Annotated in this window: 13 protein-coding genes; 1 reads left to right on the plus strand and 12 read right to left on the minus strand. The window is 56.7% G+C overall.

The window, feature by feature from the left end; translation table 11 throughout:
* Window positions 1-23: 23 nt before the first annotated feature.
* The 5 genes from lnt to IT444_04865 all read right to left on the minus strand — a co-directional run bounded on the left by lnt (window position 24) and on the right by IT444_04865 (window position 5,643).
* Window positions 24-1,793 (minus strand): apolipoprotein N-acyltransferase, encoded by a 1,770-nt coding sequence (lnt, locus tag IT444_04845; protein MCC7192092.1) that lies wholly within the window; start codon window positions 1,791-1,793, stop codon window positions 24-26.
* 212 nt (window positions 1,794-2,005) lie between these two features.
* On the minus strand, window positions 2,006-3,025 hold the full coding sequence (locus IT444_04850; GenBank protein ID MCC7192093.1) for a tyrosine recombinase XerC: 1,020 nt from the start codon (window positions 3,023-3,025) through the stop codon (window positions 2,006-2,008).
* A gap of 56 nt (window positions 3,026-3,081) precedes the next feature.
* Entirely contained in the window at window positions 3,082-3,357 is a 276-nt protein-coding gene (locus tag IT444_04855) for a hypothetical protein (protein ID MCC7192094.1), read from the minus strand.
* A 55-nt stretch (window positions 3,358-3,412) separates the two neighbouring features.
* The gene (locus IT444_04860) at window positions 3,413-4,171 is read right to left on the minus strand and encodes a hypothetical protein (protein ID MCC7192095.1); all 759 of its coding nucleotides are present in this window, start codon (window positions 4,169-4,171) and stop codon (window positions 3,413-3,415) included.
* A gap of 80 nt (window positions 4,172-4,251) precedes the next feature.
* Entirely contained in the window at window positions 4,252-5,643 is a 1,392-nt protein-coding gene (locus tag IT444_04865) for a TolB family protein (protein MCC7192096.1), read from the minus strand.
* A gap of 357 nt (window positions 5,644-6,000) precedes the next feature.
* Between IT444_04865 and IT444_04870 the strand changes: the two genes are divergently transcribed.
* Window positions 6,001-7,605, plus strand: coding sequence for a glycosyltransferase (locus IT444_04870; GenBank protein MCC7192097.1), 1,605 nt, complete (start codon window positions 6,001-6,003; stop codon window positions 7,603-7,605).
* Here the strand turns inward: IT444_04870 and argS are convergent, their stop codons facing one another.
* From argS to flhA, 7 genes are all read right to left on the minus strand, one after another.
* Complete coding sequence (argS, locus tag IT444_04875) at window positions 7,606-9,399, minus strand: arginine--tRNA ligase (GenBank protein ID MCC7192098.1); 1,794 nt, start codon at window positions 9,397-9,399, stop codon at window positions 7,606-7,608.
* 112 nt (window positions 9,400-9,511) lie between these two features.
* Window positions 9,512-10,321 carry a FliA/WhiG family RNA polymerase sigma factor gene (locus tag IT444_04880; GenBank protein MCC7192099.1) on the minus strand — a complete coding sequence of 270 codons (810 nt, stop codon included), beginning with the start codon at window positions 10,319-10,321 and terminating at the stop codon, window positions 9,512-9,514.
* 158 nt (window positions 10,322-10,479) lie between these two features.
* A complete protein-coding gene (locus IT444_04885) occupies window positions 10,480-11,301 on the minus strand; it encodes a FliA/WhiG family RNA polymerase sigma factor (protein MCC7192100.1) in 822 nt (273 codons plus the stop codon).
* 113 nt (window positions 11,302-11,414) lie between these two features.
* Window positions 11,415-11,678: a hypothetical protein gene (locus tag IT444_04890; protein ID MCC7192101.1), complete on the minus strand. Its 264-nt coding sequence runs from the start codon at window positions 11,676-11,678 to the stop codon at window positions 11,415-11,417.
* A 338-nt stretch (window positions 11,679-12,016) separates the two neighbouring features.
* A complete protein-coding gene (locus tag IT444_04895) occupies window positions 12,017-12,868 on the minus strand; it encodes a MinD/ParA family protein (GenBank protein ID MCC7192102.1) in 852 nt (283 codons plus the stop codon).
* A gap of 3 nt (window positions 12,869-12,871) precedes the next feature.
* The gene (gene flhF / locus IT444_04900; GenBank protein MCC7192103.1) at window positions 12,872-14,179 is read right to left on the minus strand and encodes a flagellar biosynthesis protein FlhF; all 1,308 of its coding nucleotides are present in this window, start codon (window positions 14,177-14,179) and stop codon (window positions 12,872-12,874) included.
* The gene (gene flhA / locus IT444_04905; protein MCC7192104.1) at window positions 14,176-16,365 is read right to left on the minus strand and encodes a flagellar biosynthesis protein FlhA; all 2,190 of its coding nucleotides are present in this window, start codon (window positions 16,363-16,365) and stop codon (window positions 14,176-14,178) included. The genes flhF and flhA overlap by 4 nt, the downstream gene beginning before the upstream one ends.
* Window positions 16,366-16,411 lie beyond the last annotated feature (46 nt).

Below are 16,411 nucleotides of genomic sequence, written 5' to 3' on the forward strand. Positions count from 1 at the left end.
AATCATTCATCAAGCCTGATCCATTATGCCCTCTTGCGGGGAAGCAGGCAGTAAATGACAAGAATAGCGGTGACTGCCATCATCACATGGATCGGGGTGTGCCCGATGCGACCAAACAGGGTTACACGCGGATCAGCCCAGAGTTCGCCGCTCTTAAATCCATCGATATTTTCAAACCGTCCATCCCGCTCCACAACGCCTGTGATATGGCCACTCGTGTCGATGAACGCACTGATACCCGTATTGACGCTGCGTGCCATGCACACACGGTTTTCGATGCAACGAAACGCTGCGATCTGAAGATGTTGCAGCGGCTGATCAGATCCCGCAAACCATCCATCGTTTGTCAGGTTAATCAATACGTCCGCTCGTTTTCCTCCCTGTTCGTTGTAGATCATCTCCCGGCAAAGATGGGGCATCGCATCCTCAAAGCAGATCGGCGTAGCAAAGCGAATCCGTTCCTTGCTGTCCGCGGCATCGCTCGGCAATTCAAAGACCGTGCGTGAACGACCGGAGGCAATGGTGTAGTCGAAATCCCCATAGGGACTCAGGAACTTGAGAAACATTTTTTTCAGCGCAGGCCGGCCGTCTGTCCACGGAATATATTCGCCGAATGGTACCCGATGGATTTTGTCGTACCTTTTTGCATCCTGAACTCCGTCAGCCTGGTAGAGAAAAGCTGAGTTGTATTTCCTCGTCGGCTCGACATACTCGACACCATCGACTGTGTAAGGTCGCCAATCAAGAAGCGCACTGCTGCCAACCAACAAAGCTACATGCAATGCTCTGGTAGACGCGGAGATCGCGGTGTGGCTCGATTCGGCAGGCTTCTGATACACAACCGCTTCAGGATTGACCGCCAACGGAACCATGGTTTCGGGCCAAACGATCAGTGATGGTCGTCTGCTGGTGATTTGGTTGCCGGTCACTACGGATGAATCATTCGCAGCTAACTCTGTCAGTTCGAGCAACCGTTCCCAATCGTTCCTGCGCTGCTGGTCCGTGCCGTGATCTTTGTTGTCTTGAGGAATATTCGTTTGTACGACGCTGGCGGTGAGACGCACGGTTGCCCGCTTGAAGTACGCATGGCTTGCCTCCATGCTGGTTAGTCCGTAAATCCAGGCTCCCAGAAATGCAATGAGCCATGATGCGACCGCAACGGCTGTAATCGGAGCCAGTCGATTTTTTTTTGCGTGTCGTGAAAACAGCGGGCGCGTAACAAGATCAACCAACAGGCCATTACTCATCGCAACCAGAAAACTTACTCCATGTTGACCAAAGAGGTCCGCAATCTGACAAATCGGAATCGACCAGGCGAATGGACCAACAGGCCCCTGACTGTGTCCCAAAGCAAACCATGCAAACCCACCCTCAAGCCCATGACAGCGGACGTACTCAAGGCTCACCCACACCAGCGGCAGCGCGAAAGTCATCGGAAGTCGTACCTTGCGCTCAAGCAGGCGGACCAGCATAAGGGCAAGCGGCATGTAAATAGCCATGTATCCAGCCAGTGCGATCCAGCCGCCGGTAGTGACGGGGATCATCCAGCGAATCATGACGAGCCACCACAGCCATCCAACTGTAAAACCGGTCCAGAGCAAGCGCCGTACGGAGGTTGATCTAAGTGCCAGGACAAACATCGGCACCAGTGCGATGTGAGCTAGGTACCAGATACCGGGACGGGGAAACGCAAGAGCCAGGAGAACGGCAGAGACCAGTAGATAGAGGAAGTGAGAAACAATCCCGCGGATTTCGCGGACAGGACTCACCTGAGTCGGAACGGTTTGGCTCATGGTTTCGATGAGTTTATTAGCCGAGATAAGAAAGCTTTAATTCCCTATCTCTGATGAACAGGCAAAGCATCGTACCGACCTTCCCCTGCTTAAACGTAAAGCCCGAATGACCGCGATCGGTAACACGCGCATCATCCGGGCTTCTAGCTGGTGAACCGCCGTGATTTCGGAGGGTTCGGCCGATAGTTGATACGCACACCTCGACGGAAAGTTCACACCGCCCGCGGGTGCGCCTGGTCGTACGCAGTGCGCAAGCGCATCGAAGTCAGGTGCGTATAAATCTGTGTCGTTGACAAGCTCTGATGCCCAAGCAGTTCCTGAACGCTGCGCAGATCCGCGCCGTTGTCTAACAGGTGTGTTGCAAAACTATGCCGCAGCGTGTGCGGGCTGATCGACGGATCGAGCCCTGCGGCGATCAGGTATTTATCAAGTTTGCGACGGACGGATCGACTCGACAGACGCCCGCTGTTTTTGTTCACAAACAGCGGAACAGCAGGGTCAGTCATCGATCGCTCTCGCACTGCGGCGAACTGCGGGTCCGGTTCAAGCAGGGTCATGTAATGACGCACCGCAGCAAGGGCATGACTTCCCAGCGGAACAACACGTTCCTTCTTGCCTTTACCCCGCACATGGATCGTCTGCTCGACCATGTTGAGATCATTGCGATTGAGGTCCACCAGCTCGCTGACACGCACGCCTGTGGAATAGAGCGTCTCAAGAATCGCGCGATCACGAGCGCCGAGCGTCTCACGGTTGTCAGGCATCGAGAGCAACTTATCGATCTGCTCAACCGTGATTGCCTTGGGAAGTCGCTTGGCCTGCTTGGGAGTACGGATCAGAAGCATGGGATTTGCCGTCACTAACCCCTTGCGAAGCAGCCATTTGTAGAAACTGCGCAGCGTCGCGATTTTTCGCGCCGTGGTGGCAGGGCTATATCCGAACGTGTCGAGATAAGCGAGAAAACCACGAATCGAAATCGGGTCTGCTGCGATAATCTTCTGTTCGACTTCCGGATCAATGGGAATCGAGACCTGCTGGGCAGCATCACCATTGCCTTCGACACGCGGCGAGGTGTTGGTGGATTCCGCGTTGCCGTTTGCTGCGGCACCGCTGAGATGCTCCACATATTGGCGAAGGTCCGCGCCATAGCAGCGTGCCGTGTACTGGCTGAAGTGCCGCTCAAAGCGTAGATAATTCACAAATTGTTCGACCAGGGAGGGACTTGATGACATGACGGTTTCCTTACCTTTCTTCGTGCCATAAAGACACGAGTTGCATCCAAAACGAATTACCGGGCCTTTCGTAATCGGCTTAACTGGGTTCCGAGCGATACTCCCATCTGATGACTGACAACCGCAGCGTCGAACCAACCGATGGGGCTAGCGGGATCACGCGCCATCTCCGTGAGATTCGCTAGAAGCTGCTGCTCCTGGCCCAGCGCGTAACGAAACACGTACCGCTGGCCGTGCTTTTCAAGCACCACCTCGCGATACGCCTGAGCCGGTCCGCCTTCAATCGCCGGTGCGTCTTCAGGCCAATGCGGGTTTTGCGTCGGTTCTTCCACCGTTCTTCGCTCGTCGGCCCGCATTCTCCGCGGGTCGTCGAAACGATCGACGGCCTTAGCGGGTGGCGGGTGCAGTTGTCGGCGGCGGCGCAAGGCGGATCGTCTCCGCGTGCAACAGCCGCCAGCTCATCACATAGCTGACAAACTCGCTGTACAGGTCCATGCTGATGCGGTACATCCGCTCCGGCTGCTCTTCATTCTTCTGAAAGACGAAATCCGGGTCACGGGTTACCCGTCGATCCGTGGCGTAACGTGCAATTTTTCGACGCACATCCGGGTCGGCTGCATCGAAGTACGCACTGATGACCGTCACCGGCTGTTTCTGTCGAATAGCCGGCAGAGGGCCTGTATCCGTAGCCGCACTCGAAATCGCTCGCACATCGGTGATGTGTCTTTCCTCAAATCGCTGGCTTGTGAATAGCTCAATGGCCATCCCCAGTTTCGGCGGGTCGTATGGGTCGTACGAAGTCACCGTACCTACAATCAACCCATCACACTGGAGCACATTCAGGACTTTGAGAGCATCGGCGGGCGTGATAATTTCCGCCATCCGCATTGCATCCATCGCCGCCAACACGCGATTGACTGGAAGCACGTCAAGATTCTCGGCGTTCTCCAAGTGTCGCGCCAGATGGTCAGCAAGAGCAGCGGTGTCCACGCTGAGACTTCCGCTCTCATTGCGCAAGGGTGCTACAGCCCATACCCGTCGCTCCCCATAGGGAGCAACAAGTGGATCCGCACCGCGTCGCGGCAGCGCAGCACAGGCGGTCAGGTAAATCACCGCCAAGGTCAGCATGACCTGTTTACTTGTCATGGCATCCTGCCGGTTTATGTTGGTGGTGAGCTCCGCTCACCAGATGTCATCAGACACATGGCCTAATTTCGGCCACTTTTTTAAGGTTCGCGTTCAGTCGGGGCTTCTGCTGTCGCGCCGGGAGTCGGCACCGCTGCGGTCGTTGTCACTGGCGTGTTGCGTTCCACTTTGATCGGTGCTTCCGCTCTCGGCTGTGACTCTGATGCTGTCCGCGCCAAGCGCAGCGCGCGGTCGGGACGAATCGCGTACACGTTGTCGGTCGAGTTCTTCGATCGATTTGAGATGAAGTAAATCGACCCGTCATTGGCCCAGACCGGCTGGAGATTGTTGAACTCTGAATGTGTCAGATTGATCCGGCCGGTACCGTCAACCGCGACGATCCAAATATCGGACTTACCCGGCCGAGCCTGCTCATCCGCCGCAGGGTCCAGGACGGTACAGAACACCAGATGATTACCGTCCGGACTCCAACTGGGCGTGATCACAGCCGCGTTGGAACTGGCTGCAATTTCCGTCGGGCGCACACCCTCACCGTTCTCATAATCGATCGTCCAAATGCTGAACCATCGAGTCCCGCGTTCTCTCGCTCGCTGGAAGGCAATCTTATTTTCTGTCGGTGACCAACTGGGCAGCAGGCCGTATCCGATGAATCGCTTCGTCGCAGGATTGGCGACATCCACAACAACAAGCTCCCACTGACCGGATTGCGTCCCGTGGCTGCAATAAACGAGTTGCCTGCCGTCAGGTGAGAAGCTGGGGTGAATATCATCCGTAGCATCATTGGTGATCTGCGTCGGCTGGCCGCCGGCCGCACTCATCACATAGATATCCCAGTTACCAGATCGATCAGAGGCAAACGCTATCGTCTTACCATCCGGGCTGAAGACCGGCATTACATCATTACCCTGATCGTTAGTCAGTTGGGTAACGGCTGTGCCATCCACTTTTTTGATGTAAAGGTCGGATGTCTTTCGATGCTGGGTCGAGGCATAAACGAGCCATTTTCCCGTGCGATCAACGAAGGGGTCAAAGTCCGCCCCCTCGGTGGCAAAGGTCACACGGCGGATATTGTCGGGGCTATCAAGCGGGCTGCTCTTGCCGGTTTCGCCGCCATCAATCTGGCCAAACAGGCTCAGGGGACGGGTTGGGCGGCTGGCGTCTGCAGCCGCAAAGTGTGCAGTGGCCTCATCCGCACTAGAAAGATTGGAACCGGGAGCGGCGGCAGGCGTATCAAATTGTGGATTCCCGGTAATGCGTGGTTGTGGAACTGCAGAGGCGACGGAGGTTTGCTCGACTGGCTTGGTGCGATGGGCGACTGTGGTACTCGCTGCGGGTGATGCGGTCAGTTTGGGAGCTTCATTTTCGTATTCGCTGCCAAAACCGATCGCGCCGTTGTACTGCTGTGTACAGGCTGTCGCTCCCGCGATGGTCCCGGTAAGGACGAGGGCTCGAATGAATTGTCGCCTCATCATGGCCGCATCCCTTATTCGCGGCGGAGCGAGTGATTCGTTCCTGCCGCGTCCGAGTCATCGGGCGGTGCGAGGGGTGCTTCTGCACCCACCAGCGACCACATCCGTTTATCGGACGACTACCACGATGTCCTTTAGGTCAGACCCCTACGGCAAAAGGTTTTTCATCTCAAGCAGCGTGGAGCGGTTGCGAGTGACTGAGGCTGGTTTGGTACACCAACCTCGAACCTCCAAAATCACGTGTCTAAACACACCTCGCGCGGGCTTAACTGGAAATGCGGATCGATTTCCGTCACTATATAAACGCATGACGCCGACGTATTCGACGTCGGTTTCGGGATATTTCATTTGGGGCCTGGTGTGAACCTAGCGATCTCTTGTGTGTTGGGTGTAAGCGACGGAGGTTCCGCGCACTGGTTTGACCCGGCTACTCTGGCTGAACCCCAGATCCGCTGGCCTCTTACCGTCGCCTATATCCTCGTGCTGGGGCTGGTGGCACTCTATGGCGTCCATCGCTACTGGCTGGTATGGCTTTATTACCGGAGCAGGCACAACATTCCCCGTCCACAGCAGCGGTTCACGGACCTGCCCGTAGTCACCGTCCAGCTCCCGATGTTTAACGAATCCTACGTCGCGCAGCGTGTCATCGACGCTGCTGTCGCACTCGACTATCCCCGTGAGAAGCTGCAAATCCAGGTACTCGACGATTCGACTGACGAGTCATCGCAAATCGCCCGGCAGCGCGTGGAGTACTGGGCCTCCCGTGGAATCAACATCCAATACCTGCACCGCCTGAAGCGAACCGGCTATAAAGCGGGCGCACTCGAAGAAGCGATGCCTCAGGTCCAGGGAAAGTTCATCGCCATCTTTGATGCTGACTTCGTGCCCGATGCTGACTTTCTCCTGCGGTCCATTCATTATTTCACTGATCCGCAGGTCGGCATGGCGCAGGCGCGATGGGGTCACCTCAACCGTGACGACTCGCTGCTGACACGCAGTCAGGCGATTTTTCTTGACGGACACTTTCTGATTGAACACGCAGCCAGAAACCGATCCAACCGCTGGATCAACTTCAACGGAACTGCAGGAATCTGGCGGCGTGAGGCGATTGAAACCGCAGGCGGGTGGCAGCATGACACACTGACTGAGGATGTCGATCTTTCTTATCGGGCCCAGTTAAAGGGCTGGAAATTCGTCTATTTATCAGATGTCGCCTGCCCTGCTGAGCTTCCCCCGGAAATCAACGCCTTCAAGAGTCAGCAACACCGTTGGACGAAGGGTTCCATTCAGACCGCCAAAAAACTTCTGCCTCAACTCCTGAAATCCAACGCACCGCTTCGCGTCAAAATTGAGGCGTTTTTCCACCTGACCAGCCCCATGGTGTATCTCTACATCACACTCATGGCGTTGCTGTTCCTGCCTGCTTTTTACGTCAACATGCAGCCGTTCGAGGAAGGCTCTCTCGGCGGACTGATCTGGGGAATGAGCCTCTTCGCCATGGGGACGGCCTCGGCGACGGTCTTTTATGTCGCCTCTCAACGCGCACAGGAACGCAGCGCACTTGAAACCATCGCTCAGCTTCCGCTGCTTATGAGCATCGGCATCGGTATCGCCCTTAACAACGCCCGTGGATGCGTCGAGGCGTTGATCGGCCATGACTCCCCTTTTATCCGCACTCCCAAATACAACACGACAACACCTGGAGTCATCGCGGCTCAACGACGCAAATCCGTCATCCCCACTCCTTCCATCAAACTCTGGATGAGCATGTTGGAAATCGCCTTCGGCATCTACATGCTCGTCTGCGCCCGTCTCGCCTTGGAAGTTGCCCATCCGGTCATCAGCCTCCCCTTCTTGCTGCTTTTCGCAGCGGGATATCTCTACGTCGGCCTGTCGAGTTTGTGGAGCCAGTGGGTGTCCTGGCGTGCTGCACGCGCCTTGATACCTCAGGTGGATCTCAAGTAATCACATTTGCTCGATCACTTGGATACCCAGTAAATCAAGTCCATGCTTGAGCGTACTTGCAACAAGGTTGCACAACGCTAACCGGGCGTCCCGTGTCGCAGCGTCAGGCGCGGTGAGGACGGGACACTTTTCGTAGAACTGGTGAAAAAGAGAAGCCAATTCGTAGAGAAAGGTGCAGAGCCGATGCGGTTCGAGACTCTGCGCAACGCTTTCGATCACACTGGCGTACTGCAGGAGTTTCAGGGCAAGGGCGCGTTCCGCTGAATCGGCGACAATCAATGTGGGAACTGCCTCAACACGTTGGGGCAATCCTTCTCCTCCGCTGCCTGTTTGAGTACCCGCCTTACGGAATATCGACTTGATCCGCACATACGCATTGATCAGGTATGGGGCTGTATTGCCGTCAAAACTGAGCATCCGATCCCAGTTAAAGACGTAGTCCTTGATGCGGTCGCTGGAAAGGTCTGCGTATTTGATCGCTCCGATGCCGATGGCGGAAGCAATCGTTTCCCGCTGTGCCTCGGTGGTGTCTGAATTTTTCCGCGCGATAACCGCGATCGCCCTTACACGAGCTTCATCAAGCAGGTCAGCGAGCTTCACCGTATCACCGCTGCGGCTCTTAAACGGCTTCCCGTCCTCACCCAGAATCGTGCCAAACGCGACATGTTCTGCGCGATGCGTGTCATCGAGCCAGCCAGCCATTTTCGCTACGGCGAATACCATTGCGAAATGTTGTTTTTGTCGTGAGTCCGTCACGTAAACGATGCGCGTCGCCCCAAGTTTTCGGATACGGAAACGCAGCGCAGCCAAGTCCGTCGCGTCATATCCGTAGCCGCCGTCACTCTTGCGTACCATCACCGGCACAGGCCGGCCATCCTCAGCCTGATATCCCGGCGGAAAAACACAAAGCGCACCGTCACTGTGGACCGCGAGCTTTGACGATTCCAGTTCGTCAGCTACATCGGGCAGCAACGGGTTATAAAAACTCTCCGCCCGTACATCTGCATCGGTGAGCTTGATACCCAACCGCTGATACGCCGCGTTGAAATGGCGTTTCGATTCGTCGATGAGATAACGCCAAAGCCGTAACGTCTTTTCATCACCCGCTTGCAGGGCGACAACACGTTTGCGCGCGCGGTCAGCGAAACCTGCGTCCTCGTCAAACCGCTTTTTTGCAGCTCGATAAAGTTCATTCAGATCAGCAATCGGAAGCTTATCCAACGCCTTGCCTGTTGAACTTTCCACTTCAACGAGATGCTCGATGAGCATGCCGAACTGCGTACCCCAGTCTCCCAGGTGATTCTGTCGGATAACCTGATGCCCCTGGAACTCAAGCACTCGCGCCAGAGCGTCACCGATGACTGTCGCGCGGAAGTGACCGATGTGCATCTCCTTGGCGACATTCGGCCCGGAATAATCCACGACAACGGTTTCCGCGTGGGTCGCTGTCGGCACGCCCAGCCGTTCGTCCCCCGCCATGTCAGCCAGTTGCGCTTCAAGCAGAGGCCGAGCAAGACGCAGATTGATAAACCCAGGTCCAGCAATCGTCGGGGCTTCCTCGCAAACACCTTGCCAATCAAATGCTGTGACGATCTTTTCCGCGACATCGCGCGGCTTTTGTCCGATCACTTTGGCGAGGCTCATGGCGAGATTGACCTGATAATCGCCAAATTGCTTGCCGGATGGATTGGCCGATGCGCGGATGAGCGGATCGATATGGGCATGCGCCTCGCCGAATGCTCTACGAAGCGCGTCGGAACAACGCTGTGTCAGGATGGTCAGTACGTCGGGCATGGACGGGGCATGGTCATCGCCTGTAGCGCATCCGTCAAGCTGACGAACCAGAAATAAAAACAGGGCGACCCAAGCCGCCCTGTTTTATTGTTTGGTCATAACTGAAAATCTTTCAGGCGACGAGTTCTTCTTCCAAAGCCTTGGCGCGGTGCTGGAATCGCGCTTTGAGGCGTTGCAGAATTGAACTGTGCATTTGACTCACGCGGCTTTCGGAAAGCTCCAGGGTCTGACCGATCTCTTTCATCGTCATCTCCTCGTAGTAATAGAGGATGATGATCAATCGTTCAGAACGGGTCAGTCCCTTGGTCATCAATGCTTTGAGGTCACGCTGCTGCGCGAGATTCATCGGGTTTTTCTGGCGTTCATCCACGATGATGTCGCCGGGTGTCGCTTCACGCTCCGCTTCGTTGCGCACGGGAGCGTTGAGGCTGGTCATACGCACCAGCTGGGCGTCCTTGCGAACCCGGTTGAACATCACGCGGGAGAGTTTAAGACGCTTAGCCAGTTCCTCGTCGGTTGCTTCGCGGCCGAGTTCCTGCCGCAGCTCAGTGCGAGCTGCCTCGACCGCCTTGAAGCGTTCATCCGTGAGACGGGGCGCCCAGTTCAACGAGCGGAGATAGTCGTAGATCGCACCATTGATGCGGTGCATCGCAAACGTGGCAAACTTCACCCCCATCTCAGGTATGAATGATGAGATGGCGTTCGACAGTCCAAACGTCGCCTGTTGCGAGAGGTCATCCACGTCCACCTCGCGGGGCAGTTTGCGGTGAATTCGCGCCGCAGCCTGCTGCGTGAGGTAGAGATAGGCGACAAGAAGCTGGTTATGGATTTTGGGATCGCGTGTCTTTCGATAGCGAGTCCAGAGTTCGTCTGTTTTCAGTCCCGGCATCAAAACAACTTGCGGACGAGCGATTGCGGTCATGAGAGTCTCCCTGTTGGATGGCGAGATTGTTCGCCGAAACCAGATTTTGCCCCGCGTTCGGAATGTCCGGCACGGGTGGAGAAGATGCGCCTGAAACCATCGATCAATTGAATGAAAATATTGAAGAGACAGTGATGCTGACCGGCCGAATGGTCGGTTTACTCCCCGGAATTTTCCTCAAGCTCTTTGCTGCGGTGCTGGAGCTTGGCTTTAAGCCTCGCGAGGATGGAGCTATGCATCTGACTGACGCGACTTTCAGATAAGTCGAGCGTCACGCCGATCTCCTTCATCGTCATCTCCTCGTAGTAGTAGAGGATGACGATGAGCCGCTCCGCACGGTTTAGACCCTGCGTGATGAGTTCTTTGAGATCGCGTTTTTGAACAGCTGCGAAAGGATCGACCTGCCTGGCGTCCTCGATCACGTCGATTTCGCGCACGTCTTTGTTCGAGTCGGTCTCAAACCACTTGCGTGACAGCGAAACGACACCGACGGCACCGGCGTCCTTTTTGATCTTCGAGTACTCGTCCTTCGACACGCCCATTTTTCGGGTCAGTTCGTCGTCGGTCGGCGCTCGCCCTAGTTCCATCTCAAGCTTTTTACGGGCACTGTCCACCTGGCTCGAGCGCGATCGCACGAGACGCGGCACCCAGTCCATCGAGCGCAACTCATCGAGGATGGCGCCGCGGATGCGCGGGGCACAGTAGGTTTCGAACTTGACGCCGCGTTCCATATCGAACGCATCAATGGCGTCCACTAATCCAAAGATTCCCGCCTGCATGAGATCTTCGACATCGACCTCAGCGGGAAGTTTGGTATGGATGCGCTCAGCGTTGTAGCGCACCAGCGGAAGGTAGTTGACAAGCAGACGATTGCGAAGGTCTTCAGAAGCGGTCTTGCGGTACTCAGCCCAGGTCTCGGCGATGGGCCTGTCATCTGGAGGTGTCGGGACCTCGATGTGTCGGGATCTAACTTTAGCCATGGTCTACTCCTTGACCGGCATCAGTTGAAACGAATCTGCGAAAGGCGTCCGTGCGAAGATGATGTTGGATGTGCTGCCGCGGATATTCAGGCTGTCCTGGCCTGATCGAAGTGCTAGCCGGGTTGCTCCCGGTGCGTTTCGATTCCGCTGGCGTCCTCCTCCGGAAGATCGTCAGGAATCGGGTGCTCGCGTTTGTATCTCTCTACGTGCTCGTGTACGACTCGCATAGCGATACCCCCAATCACTCGGCCGACTAGCCACGCCACCGCCATCGCAATTAATGCGCGCTGGATGATTGTGCCGACGGAATTATCCGCGGCGACACCAACCGCGAGCGCCGCGGCAAACGCGACGAGCGCAAAACAGGTTGCGATCACTTTGGCTGGGATAGGTGAGCACTCCGTTGCTCATTCCAGATCATTCCCTTTTCAGTCAGCCGATACCTGACACCTGCCTAGATTACCGACACGCTGATGATTTGTGAAGTGAAAATTTTCTGTTGTGCAAAGATTGTGCAAAATTTTCTGCACACCGTGTATAGCTGACACACACCCATCTGCGAACGACGTTCGATACAGCACTTCATCCGTCGAACCGGACCACCCCGATTTTCCGACAATGTTCGAATCATCCGACGGACGTTATCAACGCGAAGCCAGGAGTCCAGCCGGACAGCACAGTGTGAAAACAAGACAATCTACCGTGCCTGTCTATCTCACCCTGCCATCCACATCGCCATCCGCTGCAGTAACCCCTCGCCTCGCGGCTCCGAGGCGTGACGATCCATACGATGCGCAAGTTGGCCGATGCAGACACTCGCCTCGCTGGTGGGATTATCAAGCACAAACGGCCAGCGACGGCGCACGGCCTGAGCTACCCGTGAGTCATGCACAATGTGGCCAGCATATTTCGGGGAAAGATCGAGAAATCGCTTGCATACCGCACCGATACGGTCGTAAACCGCTCGCCCCTCCACCGTGTCTCTGACCATGTTCACCAGCACGCGGACATCAGGATCAGGCCGCTGACGCACGACGGTTTTGATAACCGCATAGGCGTCGGTAATCGATGTCGGCTCCGGTGTCGTGACCACCAGCAATTGATCGGCAGCGACGGCGAAAGTCAGGACATTCGGACTAACACCCGCGCCGGTGTCCACGATGATCATGTCCGCATCGCTTTGTAATTCCTCGAACTGCTGGACCAGCTTGGCCCGTTCAAAGTCGGATAAGGATGCCATCTGCGCCAGTCCCGAAGCACCGGGAATCAGGTTGAAACCACCGGGAGCTTCAACCATCGTGTCAGCAAGCGTCATCCGACCCGCCACCACGTGTGCCAGCGTGCCATGCGGAGTGATATTGCATAGCACATCGGTGTTGGCAGTGCCCAAGTCGGCGTCGATGACGACGATTTTTCGCCCCATCTGCGTCAGTCGAATTGCGAGATTGACGGCGATATTGCTTTTACCCACGCCCCCCTTGCCGCTGGTGACAGCGACAATCCTGGCGCGGCGCTTGGCCGAGTCCATCACCCACCTGCGTAACGCCTGAGCCTGATCAAGGATCATGTTTCAGACCCCTCCCCCGAGGACCAGTTCCGCCAGCCGATCAGCCCGTCCAGGCTCGATCTGATGAGGAACTTCCTGCCCCGTGGTCACATAGCTCAGCCGTTTGTTTACCTTCCTCGCGACGTTCAGCAGCACCCCGAAGCTGACCGCCTCGTCAAGTTTCGTGAAAATTATCCGATCCGTGCGGATCGCGGAGAACCGCTCAACCGCATCCATCAGCACGGACAGCGCTCCGGTCGATGATAACACCAAGTGGACTTCATGGGGATCTGCCGCCTCGATAAAGGTGCGGAGTTGTTCAAGCCGAGGGTCATCACGCTGGCTGCGGCCGGCTGTGTCGATGAGCACCACATCAGCGCTACGGCATTTCTGCATGACTTGTCGCATCTCGTCAGCGTTGACCACGACATGAAGCGGTACGCCGATGATGTTTGCGTAGGTGCGTAACTGCTCGACCGCTGCGATTCGGTAGGTATCGAGAGTGATCAACTCCACGCGCAGCTTCTGACGAAGCTTGAAAGTCGCAGCGAGCTTGGCGATGGTGGTTGTCTTGCCCACGCCGGTCGGTCCGATCAGCGCGATCGTGCGCGGCCTGCCATCGGTGGACTTCTGAACTTTTACCGTATCGTCATCGGTCGGGATAAATCCCGCTACCGCTCCGAGCACCGCCTGTCGCACAGCCCCCGCATCATCCATCTGCGATGACGAAAGCGACGCCTGAACCTTACCCACGACTTCCTCAGCCAGTTCTTCCGCGACCTCCTGCCGCAAAAGCGTCAGGTATTGATCGAATAATTTTTCGGGAAGATCCGAGCGTTCACCGCTTTTGTTTTCACGAATTCGCTGTTGGCTGACCATTCGGCCAACCATGCGCTGCACAACACGCATCTCGTGGGTCAGGTCGCTGGTAGGGGCCAATTTGACGACCGCAGAGGGCACCGGGGCGGGTGCCGCATTGGCGAAACTCGGTGCTGCGGCTACTGCAACTGTCGCGGTATCTGTCCGTAACGGTTGGCGTCGCTGAAGTTCTGCCTGTGCTGCGTGATAGGTCTTGCGGATTAAATCACCGGCTGATGGTTCGATCTCCCGTCTTTTCGGTGCTGGTGGTGTGGCTCCGCGGGTTGCCGAACGCGGTTTAACTTCCATCCGATCGGCAGCGGTCACTTCAACCACCTGCCGGGCACCGATGCCCAGGATGCCGCCGCGTTTGTATTTCCGCGTGTGCAGAATTACCGCATGCGGGCCCAGGTGTTTCTTCACCAGAGCCAACACTTCGGCCATCGAACCAGCCTGAAATGTTTTCAAGTTCACCTGACAGCCCCTTGTAACTCGTTGGTACTTCGTGGCGCATCCGCCTGGACAAGGCCGAGCGATTCGACCTCAACCCCCTTGCTGACTTCGTTGTAACCCAGCACCGCGGCACCGGGTAAATGCGGCTCAAGCAGACGACGCACCTGTCCGCGCACCTGCGGTGACGCAAGCACCACCGGCGGATGGCCGGCTTGAATCAACCGTTGCAGCTCACGCACAATCGCGGAGACGATACGAGTCGCAATTGCAGGCGGCATCGTCATCGTCGTCCCTTCTGCGCCGCGATCGATGTACCCGGCGATCTGATCCTCCATCGCGGGATCAAGGCTCACGCAATGGAGCTTCGGTATCGGAGGCGTATCCTCAACCGTATCGGCTTTGACCATCGTTACGTACTGATTGCAGATCGTCCGCCGCAGGCCGTTGCGCACATACTCGGTGAGCACATCGAGATCTTTGGTTCGTGTCGCCCAGTCGCCGAGCGTTTCGACAATGGTCTCCAGGTCGCGGATCGGCACGCGCTCTCGGAGGAGGTTCTGCAATACTTTCTGCAACTCGCCGGGTTTGAGCACCGGCGTATCACCAGCGAAAACTTCGTCGTGCAGTTTTGCAGCCTTAGTCTTCAACTGGGAGAGCAGGTTGTTGGTTTCCTCGCGTGTGAGCAATTCGAAGGCGTGGTTCTTGACGACTTCGGTCAAGTGGGTCGCCAGCACGCTCGTCGCGTCCACGACGGTGTAGTTAAGCGACTCCGCCCGCTGCTTCTGGCCGGCATCGATCCACGCCGCCTGTAATCCAAACGCCGGCTCGCGTGTCGGGGTGCCTTCGAGCGGCTCGGTGGCAAGACCTGAATCCATCGCGAGGAACTGACCGGGGAATACCTGCCCGCTGGCGACGCTGTTACCACGAATCTTGATGTGGTAATCGTGCGGTTGAAGCTGCATGTTGTCGCGGATGCGCACCGGCGGCATGACGAGGCCCAGTTCGCCGGCCAGTTGACGACGAATCATGGTGATGCGGTCCAGCAGATCACCGCCCTGCGTTGAATCCACCAGTCGCACCAGCGCGTAGCCGACTTCCAATTCCATCGTGTCCACCGTGAGCATCTGCTCAATGGGTGGAGGTGCCGGCACAGCCTTGGCGGTCGCATCTTGAGCGGCTTGAGCGGCTTTGCGCTTGTCTGCGCCGCTGACGGTATATCCCGCGAATGCCAAACCACCAGCCAGAATCAGGAGCGGCGCGGCAGGCAGGACGGTCAACGCCAGTGCCGCCAGAAATCCAGAGGTGATGTAGAGCGGCAGCGACTTGCGCATCAGTTGGCCGCCTATTTCGGAGCCAAGATCGCTACGGCTGCTTGTGCGGGTGACGATCAAACCGGCGGCGATCGAGATGACAAACGCGGGGAGCTGCGTGACCAGTCCATCGCCAATGGTGAGGCGGGTAAACACGTTCATCGACTCGCGCCAACCCCATCCCTTCTCAAACATACCAACGCCAAAACCGCCGACGACATTCACCAGCGTGATGATGATGCCCGCGATGGCGTCACCGCGGACGAACTTCGCCGAGCCGTCCATCGCACCGTAGAAATCTGCCTCCTGCGCGATTTTTTCGCGGCGTTCCTTGGCCTGCGTCTCATTGATGATGCCTGCGTTCAGGTCGGCATCAATCGCCATCTGCTTGCCGGGCATTGCGTCCAACGTAAACCGTGCCGCGACTTCTGAAATGCGGGTGGCACCCTTGGTGATGACGACGAACTGCACGATGATCAGAATGATGAAGAGAATCACACCGACGACCAGCGATCCGCCGGTGACAAACTCCGCAAATGCTTCGACAACGTGCCCCGCGACGCTCATCGCCTCTTCGGGGCTGGACGCATTGGCCTGAAGGATGAGCCGAGTGGTCGCAATATTGAGCACGAGCCGAAATAGTGTCACACCCAGCAGGAGCGAGGGGAACACGGAAAAATCCAGCGGACTCTCGACGAAGATTGTTGTCAGGAGAATGATCGCTGCCAGCGCGATATTGGCCGCGATGAGCAAGTCCATGATCATCGGCGGCAAGGGAACCACAATAACCGCCATCAATCCGATAAACGCCAGCGGCACAATCAGCGCGCGGTATCGGCTGACCTGGTTTACCCAGGGTGGTACGGCAAATACAGGCGTGGCGGCGGCTTTGGCCATTCTCAATCCGGTTTCATTGATCCTTAGCTTGCTGATTCATCTGATT

Source organism: Phycisphaeraceae bacterium, from assembly GCA_020851465.1.
GTDB lineage: Bacteria > Planctomycetota > Phycisphaerae > Phycisphaerales > Phycisphaeraceae > JADZCR01.

Excerpts from the sequence above, each read along its gene's own strand:
- flhA (MCC7192104.1), bottom strand. The coding sequence starts at position 16,365 with ATGGCCAAAGCCGCCGCCACGCCTGTATTTGCCGTACCACCCTGGGTA.
- argS (MCC7192098.1), bottom strand. The coding sequence starts at position 9,399 with ATGCCCGACGTACTGACCATCCTGACACAGCGTTGTTCCGACGCGCTT.
- IT444_04850 (MCC7192093.1), bottom strand. The coding sequence starts at position 3,025 with ATGTCATCAAGTCCCTCCCTGGTCGAACAATTTGTGAATTATCTACGC.
- IT444_04895 (MCC7192102.1), bottom strand. The coding sequence starts at position 12,868 with ATGATCCTTGATCAGGCTCAGGCGTTACGCAGGTGGGTGATGGACTCG.
- lnt (MCC7192092.1), bottom strand. The coding sequence starts at position 1,793 with ATGAGCCAAACCGTTCCGACTCAGGTGAGTCCTGTCCGCGAAATCCGC.
- IT444_04885 (MCC7192100.1), bottom strand. The coding sequence starts at position 11,301 with ATGGCTAAAGTTAGATCCCGACACATCGAGGTCCCGACACCTCCAGAT.
- IT444_04865 (MCC7192096.1), bottom strand. The coding sequence starts at position 5,643 with ATGATGAGGCGACAATTCATTCGAGCCCTCGTCCTTACCGGGACCATC.
- IT444_04860 (MCC7192095.1), bottom strand. The coding sequence starts at position 4,171 with ATGACAAGTAAACAGGTCATGCTGACCTTGGCGGTGATTTACCTGACC.
- IT444_04880 (MCC7192099.1), bottom strand. The coding sequence starts at position 10,321 with ATGACCGCAATCGCTCGTCCGCAAGTTGTTTTGATGCCGGGACTGAAA.